The following is a 14,118-nucleotide window of genomic DNA, read 5'->3' as shown; positions in this document are numbered from 1 at the left end:
TTTATCTATAAAATGATTTTACCATACTTGTAGTTAAACGCTAGTTTCTTAAATGACTAACTCTTAACACCATGTATCATAATACCATTTTTATTAAAATCTGTTTAATGTTTTTTATTTTTATAGAATAAAATTATCGATATTTTTTAAGCAAAATGAAAAGAAAGCCGCTAGCACATATGTGTTAACGGCCTACATTTCTGTATATTTTATTAACAACATTAACACGTTTATAAAGTAGTTACATTATACATAAATGAATAAATCTATTCAATGGTCATGGAATTAATTACATAATCAAAGATAATTAAAAACTACGATTTTCAACAAAATCACAAATTGAGATTAAGTAATCATCTTTAATCCCACATGCTCGAACATGTTGTTTAGCTTCAGTAATAAAAGTATGAAGCCTTTCTTTAGCACCCTCGACAGAATATAACTTTACATAGGTAGTTTTATCATTTTCTATATCACTACCAACTGGCTTACCGAGTACTTCTTCATCACCTATTACGTCTAAAATATCATCTTGTATTTGAAATGCGATACCAAGTTTATAAGCAAATTGCGTTAGGTGAGATAATTGTTCTGCTGTTGCTTTTGAAATAATTGCACCTGCAATTACTGGATACATTAGCATCTTACCCGTTTTTCTTTCATGGATATATTGCAACTCTTCTCCACTAAGCTCTTTACTTTCACCTTCCATATCTGCTACCTGACCGGCAACCATACCTTCAGGACCTGCAGCAATAGCTAACTCACTAATTAATTGTATTTTCACTTGATCAGACACATGAAAATCATTCATTTCTGTAATTAATTTAAATGCGTATGTCAATAAGCCATCACCTGCTAATACCGCAAGATCTTCGCCAAATACTTTATGATTTGTCGGTTTTCCTCTTCGAAAATCATCATCATCCATACATGGTAAATCATCATGAATTAATGAATAAGTATGAATCATTTCTAAAGCACATGCAGGTTTTATCCCTATTAATGGGTCATTACCAAATGCATCTAGAGTTGCGAAAAGTAAAAGAGGTCTAATTCTTTTCCCTCCACCTTGCAATGAATAGGACATAGATTCTTTTAATTTTTCTGGTGCTTTTAATCTTTCAACCGATTTAATCATTTCATCATTTACTATTCTACTGGAATACTCCATAAAATCTTTGAAAGTGTTCATATTATTCCTCCTCAACAGTAAAAGGAGTTTGTTCACCCTGTTCATTTAATATAGAAGTCATTTGTTTTTCAACTTTTGTAAGCTTCTCTTGACAAATTTGAGATAGCTTTATACCTTCTTGAAAGTATTCGATCGCTTTTTCAAGTGGTACGTCACCTTGCTCTAATTTTTGTACGATCACTTCAATTTCTTTTATTGCTTCTTCAAAAGAACGCTCATTTTGTGACAATTGATTCACTCTCCTTTTACTTCAAGTACTTCACAATTTAATTTCCCATCGGTCATTTGTAATTGGAATCGGTCTCCGCTTTTTGCCTGTTTAACCGATTTCATCAATTCGTTATCATTTTTATATGCTAATGAATAACCTCTAGCCATAACTTTTAACGGACTAAGTGCATCAAGTGTATGAAGTATTCTTTCCATTTCAAATTTCTTCTGGGTAACTAGCCGATTAAATTCTTTTTGCAAAGCCATATGTAATTGCTGGTGCTTTTGCTTTTCAAGCTGAACTCTATTACTTGGATGATGTATTAGTAGTGACGAATTTAGTTCTTTATGCTTGTTTATTTTAGACTTAACAATTTCTTTTATTGATGTATGTAAACGCTCGTTAATCCGGTCAAATTGCTCTTGTTTTGGATGGAATAGTGAATTAGGATATCTAAAAACATAAGCATCTTGAACTGCCTTTAGTTGCGCTTGTTTTCGTTCAATAATCGTATCCATCGCTTTATTAAGTCTTGATTTTCGAACAGTGAATTGCTCAAGTATTTCTCTTTGACTTAACGAAACTAATTCTGCTGCAGCCGTTGGTGTAGGTGCCCTCAGATCAGCGACATAATCCGCAATTGTCGTATCAGTCTCGTGACCCACTGCGGAAATGATTGGAATTCTTGATTCAAAGATTGCTCTCGCTACTATCTCTTCGTTAAAGGCCCACAGTTCCTCTATTGATCCTCCGCCTCGTCCGACTATTAACACATCTATTTCTTTCATTCTATTAGCAGTTTCAATTGACTTCACAATCGACGCTTTCGCCCCTTCACCTTGTACAAGAGTCGGAATGACAACAATTTTCCCAATCGGGTATCTTCGTTGAATCGTTGTAATAATATCTCGAACTGCCGCACCGGTTGGTGAAGTAACAACCCCGATTACACTAGGAAAAGAAGGAATCTTTTTCTTAAATTTCTGATCAAAGAGTCCTTCTTCTAATAGTTTTTTCTTCAATTGTTCATAAGCTACAAAGAGACCGCCAACACCATCAGGTTGCATGTCTCTTATGTAGATTTGATAGCTACCAGATCCTGGGTATACATTTATTTCACCTTGTACGATAACCTGCATACCATCGGTTGGTTGAAATGCGATATTTGCATTATAGGATTGAAACATGACCGCTGCAATTCTAGCACCATCATCTTTTAACGTAAAGTAATAATGACCGCTAGATGAATGACGTTTAAAATTTGAGATTTCTCCACGGAGAAGTATATTTTGCAAATTACGATCCGCTTGAAATTTTGCTTTTAAATATTTAGTTAATGCGGTAACAGTAACTGGTAGCTTTTCCGTCATGCATAGCCCTTCTTTCATTCTTACAAAGCAAAATGATTAAAGGTTAGTACTCAAATTTAATTTATGATCAATTTGAGAAGCTGCTTTTAACGTATTATGAAGTAGCATTGTTATTGTCATTGGTCCTACTCCACCTGGTACCGGAGTAATATAACCAGCAATATTTTTAACATCTTCAAAATTTACGTCTCCACATAATTTGCCATTTTCGTCTCTATTCATGCCGACGTCAATTACAATTGCTCCCTCTTTAACATAATCAGCTGTAATTAATTTTGCTACACCAATAGCAACAATTAAAATATCAGCTTGCTTTGTAATATTTTTTAGATTAGTTGTACGTGAATGTGTATAAGTAACCGTTGCATTTTCATTTAAGAATAGTTGTCCAACCGGTTTCCCTACAATATTACTACGTCCAATAACAACGACATGTTTACCACTAATCGGAATATTTGTATTTTCTATTAATTTTAATATACCAAAAGGAGTACAAGGTAGTAATGAATCTTGATTCGTCATCATTCTTCCAATATTAATTGGATGAAATCCATCAACATCTTTTAATGGAGAAATTGTTTCAATTACTTTCTTTTCTGAGATATGAGCAGGTAATGGCAACTGAACTAAAATACCATGAATTGACTGATCATCGTTTAATTTGTTTACAACGGATAATAACTCATTTTCAGTAACTGTTTCAGGTAATTCAATTACTTCAGAATACATTCCTAATTCATTACATGCTTTATGCTTCGAATTCACATATGTTCTTGAAGCAGAATTATTTCCAACTAAAACAACTGCTAAACCTGGTGTAACACCTTGATTTTTTAATTCTGAAACACCATTCTTTAATTCCTCACGAATTGATACTGAAATTTCTTTACCATTAATTAATGTTGCTACCATTTTAGTTTCCCCCTATGCATATAAACAATCTATCTATTTAGAATTTTGATAATACCGCATTGATAAATTTACTAGAATCATCATCACCGTAAACTTTAGCAATTTCAATCGCTTCGTTGATTGCTACACTTTTTGGAACATCCTCTAAGTAATTAATTTCTACTAGAGCGATTCTAAGGATATTGCGATCAACGTTACCTAAACGATCAATCGTCCAGCTTTCGATATTTGAAGCTAATTGTTCGTCAATCACTTCTTTATGACTAACAAAATTTGTTACAATTGCATCTAAAAATGCATCTTGTTTTTCCTCAGCTTCTTCTAATACATGCTCTAATGCATCTGAAGCATTTGCTTCACTTAAATCCATTTGGAATAATGTTTGTAATGCAAGTTCCCTTGCTTTTCTACGTTTCATCAAAATAATAAACTCCTTTAAGCTAAATTCATCATTCGTTGCATAGGTAATAACGAATTCTAATTTTGTATAGTAACACGTTATTTTACCATTTTTTTTAATAAGTTCCAACGACTGTCTGTATTAACTCTAATTTTTATTATTATTAACGTTTCTAAGCAAACTCAATACTTTAAACTGTTTTCTACATTTTAACTTAAAATCCAATAAAATAACAGAACAATGTTTGTGTTTTTTTAAATATTTTTCCTTTTTCTTACTTTAAAATAATATTTATACAGCAAAACACGAACATTCAAAAAGGAAGTTTAAGAAAATACGGGATTAATGGGATTGTAAAAGATTTTAAGAACATAAAAAAACTTTCTAACTATTACCAGTTTTTATTGTCTTCCCTGTCCTTCCTGACTCCTAAGCCATTCATGTTCCAGTATGCTGAATAAAAAAGTGTCTCTCCAGCCGTCTCTTAATAATAAATCTTCACGCATTTTACCTTCTAAATTTAAGCCACATTTTTCAAGTACTTTTGCTGATGCAATATTTCTAACATCACATGTAGCAAAAATTCGATGGAGCTTAAAATTTTTAAATCCAAATGATATTACTTCTTTAGTAGCTTCACTAGCAAATCCCATGCCCCAATAGTTCGGATGAATTATATACCCTATTTCACCTATTTGATTGATTTCATCCCTAATATTAAACTCAATCGATCCGATTAATTCACCAGATTCCTTTTCTATTATTGCAAATGCAAATCGAGTCCTATTTATTTGTTTCATATCTCCTAGTATAGTTTGAACGAATTCCTTCGTCTCACTTTCAGTATTCGGTCCCCACGGCTGAAATTGACATACAACTAATTGTGATGCATATTTATGTACTTCCTGCCAATCACTTTCAACAAATTCACGTAAGATTGTTCTATTTGTGCTCAAATTTAAGTTCATATTGTCACCTATTTCTATTATATTTACAAATAAATTTTAACGCATTTCAAAATATTTCCATAAAAGCAGTTACATAAGAACTGGACGAAGAATAAACCAAAATGAATGAACTGCATAAAACAAACTTCTTATCTAGCAAAACAAAAAAAGAGCCCCTATTAGATAGAGACTCTTTTTAAAATATTAAAGTTCAATTGGAGCTTCTTGCTCAGGTTTCGTATCGAATTGAACTCCTACTACGTGAACATTTACTTCAGATAATTCAAGACCTGTCATCGTTAATAATGCTTGACGAATATTGTCTTGTACATTACCTGCTACAGTTGGGATTGACTTACCAAATTTAACTAGAATGTATACATCGATTGTAATTCGATCTTCTGATAAATCAACTCGGACACCCTTACCATGATATTTCTTACCGATAATTTCAGAAATACCAGATGCTAGGTTTCCACGCATGCTTGAAACACCTTCAACTTCAGCAGCTGCAATACCAGCAATTACTTCGATTACTTCAGGTGCGATTTCTACTCGACCTAATGTCGCAGTACCCATTTCTAAAATTTGATTTTCGTTCATACAGATCCCTCCACTTTATCCTTTAACAAGCGCATGCTCCTCAAGGAATTTAGTATTATACTTCCCTTTTACGAAGATTTCATTTTGCAATAAATTTAAATGGAATGGAATTGTTGTGTAAATTCCTTCTACCACAAATTCTTCAAGTGCTCTTATCATTATAGCAATTGCTTCTTCTCTTGTCTTGCCATGCACGATAACTTTCGCAATCATTGAATCATAATATGGCGGAATTGTGTACCCGCTATATACAGCAGAATCAACACGAACATTCGGACCACCTGGTGGTAAATACGTAATGATTTTACCAGGAGACGGCATAAAGTTCTTATCTGGATTTTCTGCATTAATACGACATTCAATTGACCATCCTTTTAAAGATACGTCTGATTGAGTTATTTTTAACGGATGACCTTTAGCAATTAATATTTGTTGCTTAATAAGATCAATACCAGAAATATATTCAGTTACAGGATGTTCAACTTGAATACGTGTGTTCATCTCCATAAAGAAGAAGTTTTTAGTATGTGGTTCATAAATAAACTCAACAGTACCAGCACCCCAGTAATTTACTGCTTCAGCTGCACGAACAGCTGCTTGACCCATTTTTTGACGAGTTTCTTCGTCTAAAACAGGCGATGGTGCCTCTTCTACTAATTTTTGAAGACGACGCTGAATTGTGCAATCACGTTCGCCAAGATGAATCGTATTACCATGCTCATCTGCTAAAACTTGAATTTCAACATGTCTAAAATCTGTTATATATCTTTCAAGATACACACCCGGATTACCGAAAGCTGTTTGAGCTTCTTGTTGAGTAATTTGTATACCTTTTTCAAGTTCGTTTTCATCTTTTGCTACACGGATTCCTTTACCTCCGCCACCAGCAGTAGCTTTGATAATAACTGGATAGCCGATTTCTGCAGCAATCTTTTTACCATCTTCAATACTTTGAATAATACCTTGTGAACCAGGTACTACAGGTACACCTGCTTCTTTCATTGTTTCACGAGCAACGTCTTTTGTACCCATTTTAGAAATAGAATCAGCCGTTGGTCCAATGAATTTCACATTGCACTCTGTACATAATTCTGCAAAACTAGCATTTTCTGATAAGAAACCATAACCAGGATGGATTCCGTCGCATCCAGTTAATTTTGCAATACTAATGATATTAGTCATATTTAAATAACTATCTTTTGATAATTTAGGACCGACACAATAAGCTTCATCAGCCATTTGAACATGTAATGCTTCTTTATCTCCTTCAGAGTAAATAGCAACTGTTTCAATATTTAATTCTTTACATGCTCGAATAATACGAATGGCGATTTCTCCTCGATTCGCTATTAAAACCTTTTTCATTTCTTCACCTTCTCTAGTAAAGTACTGTTAATTTTGTAGATACTTAGGCCTTTACCAAGAATAATGGTTGACCGTATTCTACTAATTGACCACTTTTAGCAAGTACTTCAACGATTTCGCCTTCAATTTCGGCTTCAATTTCATTAAATAGCTTCATTGCTTCAACGATACAAACGATTGAATCATTTTTAATACGATCGCCAATTGATACGTATTCTTTAGCATCAGGAGATGGAGATGCGTAGAATGTACCTACCATCGGTGATGTAATCTTATGTAAGTTACTTGTATCTTCTTTTTCCACTACAGGTGCAGCAACTTCTGCAGCAACTGGTCTTTCTAAAGTTGCAACTGGAGCAGATGTAACAACAGGAGCTAGCTCTTGGTGTACAACTGGTGTAGATGTAACTACAGTTGTTTGTCCACCTTTTTTAATTTTAACGATAGCACCATTATCCTCAAATTCGAATTCATTTATTGTTGATTGATCGATTAACTTAATTAACTCTCTAATTTCATGAATTTTCATTCTGTTCACCCCTTAAGACATATAGTCTAATCTTATAACCTAATACTAAACTTTTCAACAAATTATTTTAACCTAAGTATTTCCTAATTATTTTTAGCTATTTTACAAGGATTATTTATTTATTATTCCTTACCAAAAATAATTCAATATAAACTATTATAACAGGGAAAACCAAAGACAGAAAGTGCGTAGGAATTAGGAATAATCCTAAAATTCACATTAATTATTAATAAGCATATTAAAAAAAATGAAATGGGACGTTCCAAAAGTCAAAGTTGATGGGAACCTCGTTCAAATAGCCCTGCAAAAGGCAAATAAGAAGTCCAACTATATTGAAGAGTTTGCAAAAAACAGTGTACTGCAAATAAATCTGAAAATCGCAATTAAAATTAGCAAAACTGCAATTAAATCCAAGAGAATCGCAAATAAAATTAATATTTACTTATACTGGTTAGGGTATTATGCCTAAAAATTGTACAATATATAAATACTTTAAAACGAAAAAACTAGCAAAATGTGCTCCAACTCATACTAAATCACATAAAACTCTCCTAATTTATAAAAAAATAAATCAATACTCTAAACTATAAATGAATAGTTCTCTTGAGATACCCCTAATACTTTGCCATATAGTTAATGTTAGAGAAGCTCTGGTCACGCCCCACGAAAAAGCGAGCATCCTGTAATGGAAATCAACCTCACGCGGGCTTCCTTTTTAAAAAAAATAATAGCCAGTAGAGTAAACTTCTACTGGCTTTGTTCAAAAAATTATTTAACTTGGAATTTTACAACTACTAGTTTTTCACCTAAGACACTTCTTGTCATTTGAATGATGTCATTCGCTGCTTTTCTGCTTGGTTTTGCTGACGTTACATCTACTTTTACTTCATCTTTGTCAGAACGAACTAGTGCATCTTTATAGCCAGCTTCTTTAATCATAGATTCTACATCTGATTCTAATGCAGTTAATTTTTGAAGTTCATTCATATTAGTGAATGCATCACTCTTCTCTTTTGCTGATGCAGTTGCTGAGTCAACAGTAGCTTTATATTCATCAATTAATTGACTTCTTTGATCTTCTTGTTCCATACGCTGTTTTAAGAATACTTCACTAGTAGAATTTTCTTGAGAAGCAGTTTCTTTACCGTTTTGTTTAGAAGTATTTGTTTTAGAAGTATTTGTTTTAGAATCAGTATTAGAATCTGTCTTCTTAGTATCTTTAGGAGTTGAGTCTAATGAATCTGTATTTGTATTGTTATTCATGTTCATAAAACTTGTTGTTTTTAAATTATCAGGTGTCGTAACATAATAAACTGATAATACAACAACTAAACTTAACATTGTTAATAACCAAATCGTTTGTTTTTTCATTTAAATTTTACCTTCTTCCTCTTATTTTTTTGGTTGTACAGAGACACGATAGCTTGGTACATCAAGTAATCGCGTTACAGCTTCTCGAATCATTGACTTTACTTCAAGGTTTTCAGCGCCTTTAGCAATAACGAGTACACCTCTAATTCTTGGCATTTCAGTTTCGGCTACAACAGGTTCTTGTTTATCACCGTTATCAATAATGACTACTTGCTCTTCTTGTGATTGATCATCAATATTTCGTTTTCCACCTTGTTTATCTGTTTCCTCAGTTTCTTGAGTACGATTCGTTTTATTTGTTTGATAAACGTTCTTTCCACTACCTTCAAGATTTACTACTACTTTTACATTACTTACACCAGCCATATTATTTAATGTTTCTGTTAGCTGCTGTTCGTATTTAGTTTCATATTCTTCCATTTTGTTTGATGATGATTTTCCACCATCACTTCCAAGAGTCTCAACAGCTTTTTCATTATTTTTTGGTGTTCCACTCGTTTCTGTCGAAATAGGTGAAAGCATTGAATTCGTTTTTTGATTTGTATTAGCAAATAGATTGCTAGCAATCATCCAACAAATCCCGAGTCCCAGTAGAGCTAGTACATATTTTCTCGTTAGTTTAAATGGACTTTTTTCTTTGTCAGAAGAGGTTTTGTCATCGCCATTTCCTTTTAGAAAGTCTGCTAATTTTATTGGTGGAATCTTTTTCTTCATTTGTCATTACTCCCCTCCTTCCATTTTGACTTCGATTTGCTTGTCCTCAAGCTCCCATTTATTTGCTAAAAAAGTTTGTAACTCTTGTTGTTTAATTTTTTCATCGTCTGTCTGAACAGGCTGATCGGAATTAATTGATACTTCTTGAACAGGCTCTACATTGCTTGTCTCATCTTTTTTAGGGCCTACGTAAACGATTACTTTAGATAGATCTTGTGCTGTTTTTACTGTAGTAACTCCATCTTTAACTTGTAAATCCACATTTGTAATGACCTGTTCAAATTCTTTTGAAAAGCTTTTTTCAGCGTCCTTTTTCATTTGGACAGCCATTTGTTTTAATATATATGCACGTTCTGCTTCTTGTATTTCATTTTTCTTATTATTTATTTCATTTTTTATTTCGCCATTTGCTTCATACGTTTTAGACTGGTACCCTGCTAGCACTTCTTGTATATTTACTCTGAATAATTGAAAAATTGGTTGGAGCATCATGACAATTAATAATAGACTCGCTACAAATCGTACATATTTTGCTAAGCCGGTATTTGGAATTAACATCATAATGACGGTTGCAACTAATATATAGACGATAATATTTGAAACCCAGTGTATAAAGAATTCCATTTTCTCACCTACCTAAACATGACGACAATGTTTCCTGCCGCTATTATTAAAGTCATACTTAAGAAAAACATTAATGAAACGATTGATAAACAAACAAATAAATAAGTTACACTTTTTCCGATCGTATCAATCGTGCTAATGATATTTTTACTTCCAACTGGTTGTAAGATCGCCGCTGAGAATTTATAAATTAAAGCTAAAACCAATATTTTAATAGCTGGGAATACAACGATTGCTAATAAAGTAACTAAACCTACAATCCCAACTGTATTTTTTAACAATAAAGATGCACTAATAACTGTATCTGTAACGTCTGCAAAAACTTTACCAACAACTGGAATAAAATTACTTGTCACAAATTTAGCTGTTTTTACTGCTACCCCATCCGATACTGCAGTCGTCAAACCTTGTACACTTAACACGCCTAAAAAAATAGTTAAAAAGATTCCTAGTACACCTACAGCAACATTTCTTATTAAAGAAGCTAATTTTGTTACCTTTAACTCATCATTGATAATGCTTACAATACTTAAAATTGTAGATACAAGAATTAAAGGTAGTACAAAATACGTCACTAGTAATCCGCTTGTATGCATTAAAAATATTAAGATTGGATGGAAAACGCCAACAGATATGACACCACCTGATGTCGCAATCAAAGCTAGTAAAATAGGTATTAATGCTCGTAAAAAATCAATCATGACTGTAATTGCATCTTGGGTGGCCTGCGTAGCAATATAGAAACTATTTAATGCAAAAACTACTAATACTAGAAAAACAACATTATCTGCAATCTTACTGACCGTACTCTTCTCAAATGCATTTTGTAATGATTGGAGTAAAGAACTAAATATAACTAACATAATTAAGATCCCTAATATTTTTCCATTACTTAATAACTCAAAAAATATATATTTAGCAAATGCAATAAACCATTCTTGTAATGAAAATTTCTTTTCTCCCTTAATAAATTGGATAAAGTCCCCTTTTTGACTCTCGGGTAAAAAACCACCATATTGATGAACTACTTCATCCCAATATTGTTGCACATCATCGATCCCTAACTTTTGTATTTGTTCATTTACTATTTCAGCAGGTGGAGGAGCAGCTTGTACAATTCTTGGTACTAAAAAAAAGAGAGCAAAGAAAAGAAGAAAAACTTTCATCCTTTTTGACATAATGTCCTCCTTTCCTTACATCTAAGAAATTTTTGGTAAAAAACTTAAAATTGTTTCTATTAAAGCTGTTAAAATCGGTATTGCAAGAACCAAAATAAGTACTTTGCCCCCTAATTCAATCTTGGAAGCAATTGCTCCTTGGCCAGCATCTTTCGTAATTTGAACTCCAAATTCAGCTATGTATGCGATCCCAATTATTTTTAATAAAGTTTCAACATACACATTTTTAATACTCGCCTGATTTGCTAGCTTTTGAATTTGTTCCAATAAGAATTGCACCTTATCCAATAAAAATAAAAATAATACACAGCTTATAAAAACAGTTATTGCTAAAGTAAAATTATTCATTTTAAATTGATTTAATAAAAGAATGACAAATGTGGCAGCTAACCCAATGCCGACAATTTGGATGATTTCCAAAGACTCTCACCCCTAATCTAATGAAATAGAAATACATCCCGAACTTTATTAAATAGATCACCAGCTTTTGTGATAACTTGAAGAAATACGATAATGAATGCAGTTATAATCGTCCATGTAGCAAACTCTTCTTGTCCGGCTTTTTTTAAAACCGCATGGATAATTGCAGCAATTACTCCAATCCCAGCTATTTGAAACATAAGGGCATAATTTGTAATCAATCTAAATCCCTCCTACAAGAGTAATATAACGATTAATATTCCACTTAAAACTCCTAGCATTTTAGACATTCGTTCATAACTGCCCTGCGAATCGATTGCTTCTTGCTCTTCTCTTTCCAAATGTTTTAATGCTAAAATGATTTGTTTTTGTTGTGAATATTTATCATGCATACCAATCGTCTCACCAAACTGTAATAATACTTGTATGTCAGACTCTTTAATCGAGACAGTTTTAGCATATTTCATTAATGAATTTTCCCAGGCTTCTTTCGCTGAAAATGCACTCGTTTCAAGTTGAATTGCAAAATCTTGTAAACAGCTATTAATCGGTCCTTTTAATTGACTCGAAATTCTTCTAAACGCTTCTTGCAGTGGCAATTGACTATACATTACCTCTGCCTCAAGAGATTGAAGAGCCAACTTCCAGCCCCTTAATTCTTTTGTCCGTTCTGATAATCTACGTGCAAAATAAAATCCAAGCCAGCTTGTTGAAAAAATGATAACAAGCGCTCCAATCCACCTCATTTAAAACACCGCCCTTGGATGAAATAAACTAGAGCAATCCTTATTTTTAATGTCTGTAACAGTACCAGGTGAAGGAAAACTTGAAATTTCGATAAATCGTTCAAATGTCCCATTTTGAAACAAAGGCAAAAGAGAAGGGCGTTTTCTTATTTCATCTAGTGAATAGCCATGGACGGTCACTATTAATTGAACACCGGCAAAGATTGCTTCTAAAATCGCATCTACATCTTCCTTTTTTCCAATTTCGTCTACAAGAATGACATGAGGACTCATCGACCTTACAAGCATCATCATTCCTTCAGCCTTTGGACATGCATCTAATACATCAATTCTTTCACCAAATGTATATTGAGGTACCCCTTTAACTGAACCAGCTATCTCAGATCGCTCGTCAACAATACCGACCTTCCCAGGCCTTATTCCCCTCATGGCATCACCTTGACTCACCACTCTAGCAAAATCCCTAAGTAATGTTGTTTTCCCTGCTTGTGGCGGGCCAATCAGCATAGTGTTTTTCCATCTTCCTTCATAAACATACTTTACAAATGGATTAGCTATTCCTACTTTTTCTTTTGCAATACGAAAATTATAAGAACTAATATCTCGAATCATTTTAACCATTCCGTTTTCAGTTACAACGCGACCAGCTAACCCGACTCGATGACCACCTTTAATTGTGATATAGCCTTTTTTCAATTCTTCCTCAATCGTATAAATTGAAAATTGACTTAGCTTCCCAAGAATCTGCCCGCCTTCTTCTTCTGTTAGGATATAAGGTATAAAATTTGATTGATTATTAGAAATTACTTCAACTGGACGCCCGATCCTTAACCTTAATTCCTCTACTTGTTGTAGGTCTCCATATGAACGCTGTAGCTTTTCTTTAATTAATGTAGGCAATACATTGAAAACCTCTTCCATAAAAGGTCACATCCTATCATTTAAAAACTGCCAACATGATTAAAAACACACCACAAACTACTAAAACTAATCGAATAGGATCTAATTTAGATGCAACACCTATAATCCCAATAGCCATTGTTGAAATGAGAATAATAGGTCCAACTGTTGCCAAAACACTATTTACTGCTAATGCCTTCTTAATGTCGTTTAAATATAAAATTGTAAAAGCAGCAATCAATTCTACACTTCCACCAAAAACTCTGAGCATTCCCATACTTAGAACTGCTCGATCCATTGAATCAATCCAATCCTTCATAGCTACACACCTTTTCCTTTTTTCATTCTTTTTTATTACTAATATGCTGAACATGTCCATTTCAGAAGACAAACATTAATTAGAAAGCACAAAAAAAGAGAGAAGTCGTATAACTTCTCTCTTAGCTTGTTTGCATATTACATAGTCAATATTGGATTAAAAGGGTTCATAAGTCACTATTTAGGCTTAATCCTTAAAATTACTTACTCATAGATTAATTTATCAATTTTAATAAGTTGTTTGGAATGAAAAAGATGCTCGACCCCTATGTGAGATACCGGAAGGCTAAAGGTCCGGCCCCATGGAAAGCGCGC

The 14,118-nt window shown here is 33.2% G+C and carries 18 protein-coding genes; all 18 read right to left on the bottom strand.

Features of this window, described 5'->3' with window-relative positions; all coding sequences use genetic code 11:
• Positions 1–307 precede the first annotated feature (307 nt).
• The 18 genes from ACFWM3_RS10580 to ACFWM3_RS10495 all read right to left on the bottom strand — a co-directional run bounded on the left by ACFWM3_RS10580 (position 308) and on the right by ACFWM3_RS10495 (position 13,804).
• Entirely contained in the window at positions 308–1,195 is an 888-nt protein-coding gene (locus ACFWM3_RS10580; RefSeq protein ID WP_056475177.1) for a polyprenyl synthetase family protein, read from the bottom strand.
• Between the two features lies 1 nt (position 1,196).
• Positions 1,197–1,424 (bottom strand): exodeoxyribonuclease VII small subunit, encoded by a 228-nt coding sequence (locus ACFWM3_RS10575; RefSeq protein ID WP_082459601.1) that lies wholly within the window; start codon positions 1,422–1,424, stop codon positions 1,197–1,199.
• Positions 1,425–1,429: 5 nt separating this feature from the next.
• Entirely contained in the window at positions 1,430–2,776 is a 1,347-nt protein-coding gene (xseA, locus tag ACFWM3_RS10570) for an exodeoxyribonuclease VII large subunit (protein WP_390311308.1), read from the bottom strand.
• Between the two features lie 36 nt (positions 2,777–2,812).
• Positions 2,813–3,688 carry a bifunctional methylenetetrahydrofolate dehydrogenase/methenyltetrahydrofolate cyclohydrolase FolD gene (gene folD, locus ACFWM3_RS10565; protein ID WP_390311307.1) on the bottom strand — a complete coding sequence of 292 codons (876 nt, stop codon included), beginning with the start codon at positions 3,686–3,688 and terminating at the stop codon, positions 2,813–2,815.
• Positions 3,689–3,725: 37 nt separating this feature from the next.
• Complete coding sequence (nusB, locus tag ACFWM3_RS10560; RefSeq protein WP_088011434.1) at positions 3,726–4,106, bottom strand: transcription antitermination factor NusB; 381 nt, start codon at positions 4,104–4,106, stop codon at positions 3,726–3,728.
• 383 nt (positions 4,107–4,489) lie between these two features.
• On the bottom strand, positions 4,490–5,056 hold the full coding sequence (locus tag ACFWM3_RS10555) for a GNAT family N-acetyltransferase (protein WP_390311306.1): 567 nt from the start codon (positions 5,054–5,056) through the stop codon (positions 4,490–4,492).
• Between the two features lie 183 nt (positions 5,057–5,239).
• On the bottom strand, positions 5,240–5,638 hold the full coding sequence (locus ACFWM3_RS10550) for an Asp23/Gls24 family envelope stress response protein (RefSeq protein ID WP_056475162.1): 399 nt from the start codon (positions 5,636–5,638) through the stop codon (positions 5,240–5,242).
• Positions 5,639–5,653: 15 nt separating this feature from the next.
• Complete coding sequence (accC, locus tag ACFWM3_RS10545) at positions 5,654–7,003, bottom strand: acetyl-CoA carboxylase biotin carboxylase subunit (RefSeq protein ID WP_390311305.1); 1,350 nt, start codon at positions 7,001–7,003, stop codon at positions 5,654–5,656.
• A 43-nt stretch (positions 7,004–7,046) separates the two neighbouring features.
• Complete coding sequence (gene accB / locus ACFWM3_RS10540) at positions 7,047–7,532, bottom strand: acetyl-CoA carboxylase biotin carboxyl carrier protein (RefSeq protein ID WP_390311304.1); 486 nt, start codon at positions 7,530–7,532, stop codon at positions 7,047–7,049.
• 768 nt (positions 7,533–8,300) lie between these two features.
• Positions 8,301–8,903 (bottom strand): SpoIIIAH-like family protein, encoded by a 603-nt coding sequence (locus ACFWM3_RS10535; RefSeq protein WP_056475155.1) that lies wholly within the window; start codon positions 8,901–8,903, stop codon positions 8,301–8,303.
• Between the two features lie 21 nt (positions 8,904–8,924).
• Positions 8,925–9,617: a stage III sporulation protein AG gene (spoIIIAG, locus tag ACFWM3_RS10530; RefSeq protein ID WP_082459600.1), complete on the bottom strand. Its 693-nt coding sequence runs from the start codon at positions 9,615–9,617 to the stop codon at positions 8,925–8,927.
• A 6-nt stretch (positions 9,618–9,623) separates the two neighbouring features.
• Complete coding sequence (spoIIIAF, locus tag ACFWM3_RS10525) at positions 9,624–10,241, bottom strand: stage III sporulation protein AF (RefSeq protein WP_390311303.1); 618 nt, start codon at positions 10,239–10,241, stop codon at positions 9,624–9,626.
• An 8-nt stretch (positions 10,242–10,249) separates the two neighbouring features.
• Positions 10,250–11,419 carry a stage III sporulation protein AE gene (spoIIIAE, locus tag ACFWM3_RS10520; RefSeq protein ID WP_056475150.1) on the bottom strand — a complete coding sequence of 390 codons (1,170 nt, stop codon included), beginning with the start codon at positions 11,417–11,419 and terminating at the stop codon, positions 10,250–10,252.
• A 21-nt stretch (positions 11,420–11,440) separates the two neighbouring features.
• On the bottom strand, positions 11,441–11,830 hold the full coding sequence (gene spoIIIAD, locus ACFWM3_RS10515) for a stage III sporulation protein AD (RefSeq protein ID WP_056475648.1): 390 nt from the start codon (positions 11,828–11,830) through the stop codon (positions 11,441–11,443).
• Between the two features lie 26 nt (positions 11,831–11,856).
• Positions 11,857–12,060: a stage III sporulation protein AC gene (spoIIIAC, locus tag ACFWM3_RS10510; protein WP_088072847.1), complete on the bottom strand. Its 204-nt coding sequence runs from the start codon at positions 12,058–12,060 to the stop codon at positions 11,857–11,859.
• Positions 12,061–12,072: 12 nt separating this feature from the next.
• Positions 12,073–12,585 (bottom strand): stage III sporulation protein SpoIIIAB, encoded by a 513-nt coding sequence (spoIIIAB, locus tag ACFWM3_RS10505; RefSeq protein WP_056475148.1) that lies wholly within the window; start codon positions 12,583–12,585, stop codon positions 12,073–12,075.
• Positions 12,586–13,506 carry a stage III sporulation protein AA gene (spoIIIAA, locus tag ACFWM3_RS10500; RefSeq protein WP_056475145.1) on the bottom strand — a complete coding sequence of 307 codons (921 nt, stop codon included), beginning with the start codon at positions 13,504–13,506 and terminating at the stop codon, positions 12,586–12,588.
• Between the two features lie 16 nt (positions 13,507–13,522).
• Complete coding sequence (locus ACFWM3_RS10495) at positions 13,523–13,804, bottom strand: YqhV family protein (protein WP_286131759.1); 282 nt, start codon at positions 13,802–13,804, stop codon at positions 13,523–13,525.
• Between the last annotated feature and the right edge of the window lie 314 nt (positions 13,805–14,118).

Source organism: Gottfriedia sp. NPDC058432 (assembly GCF_042721555.1).
In the GTDB taxonomy this organism is placed as follows: domain Bacteria; phylum Bacillota; class Bacilli; order Bacillales; family Bacillaceae_G; genus Gottfriedia.
This window is presented reverse-complemented; position numbering and strand designations above follow the sequence as displayed.

Coding starts and splice junctions, on each gene's coding strand:
- spoIIIAE (WP_056475150.1), bottom strand. CDS start 11,419: ATGTCAAAAAGGATGAAAGTTTTTCTTCTTTTCTTTGCTCTCTTTTTT.
- ACFWM3_RS10550 (WP_056475162.1), bottom strand. CDS start 5,638: ATGAACGAAAATCAAATTTTAGAAATGGGTACTGCGACATTAGGTCGA.
- accC (WP_390311305.1), bottom strand. CDS start 7,003: ATGAAAAAGGTTTTAATAGCGAATCGAGGAGAAATCGCCATTCGTATT.
- spoIIIAB (WP_056475148.1), bottom strand. CDS start 12,585: ATGAGGTGGATTGGAGCGCTTGTTATCATTTTTTCAACAAGCTGGCTT.
- folD (WP_390311307.1), bottom strand. CDS start 3,688: ATGGTAGCAACATTAATTAATGGTAAAGAAATTTCAGTATCAATTCGT.
- xseA (WP_390311308.1), bottom strand. CDS start 2,776: ATGACGGAAAAGCTACCAGTTACTGTTACCGCATTAACTAAATATTTA.
- spoIIIAG (WP_082459600.1), bottom strand. CDS start 9,617: ATGAAGAAAAAGATTCCACCAATAAAATTAGCAGACTTTCTAAAAGGA.
- nusB (WP_088011434.1), bottom strand. CDS start 4,106: ATGAAACGTAGAAAAGCAAGGGAACTTGCATTACAAACATTATTCCAA.
- accB (WP_390311304.1), bottom strand. CDS start 7,532: ATGAAAATTCATGAAATTAGAGAGTTAATTAAGTTAATCGATCAATCA.
- ACFWM3_RS10535 (WP_056475155.1), bottom strand. CDS start 8,903: ATGAAAAAACAAACGATTTGGTTATTAACAATGTTAAGTTTAGTTGTT.
- ACFWM3_RS10580 (WP_056475177.1), bottom strand. CDS start 1,195: ATGAACACTTTCAAAGATTTTATGGAGTATTCCAGTAGAATAGTAAAT.
- spoIIIAF (WP_390311303.1), bottom strand. CDS start 10,241: ATGGAATTCTTTATACACTGGGTTTCAAATATTATCGTCTATATATTA.
- spoIIIAA (WP_056475145.1), bottom strand. CDS start 13,506: ATGGAAGAGGTTTTCAATGTATTGCCTACATTAATTAAAGAAAAGCTA.
- ACFWM3_RS10555 (WP_390311306.1), bottom strand. CDS start 5,056: ATGAACTTAAATTTGAGCACAAATAGAACAATCTTACGTGAATTTGTT.
- ACFWM3_RS10495 (WP_286131759.1), bottom strand. CDS start 13,804: ATGAAGGATTGGATTGATTCAATGGATCGAGCAGTTCTAAGTATGGGA.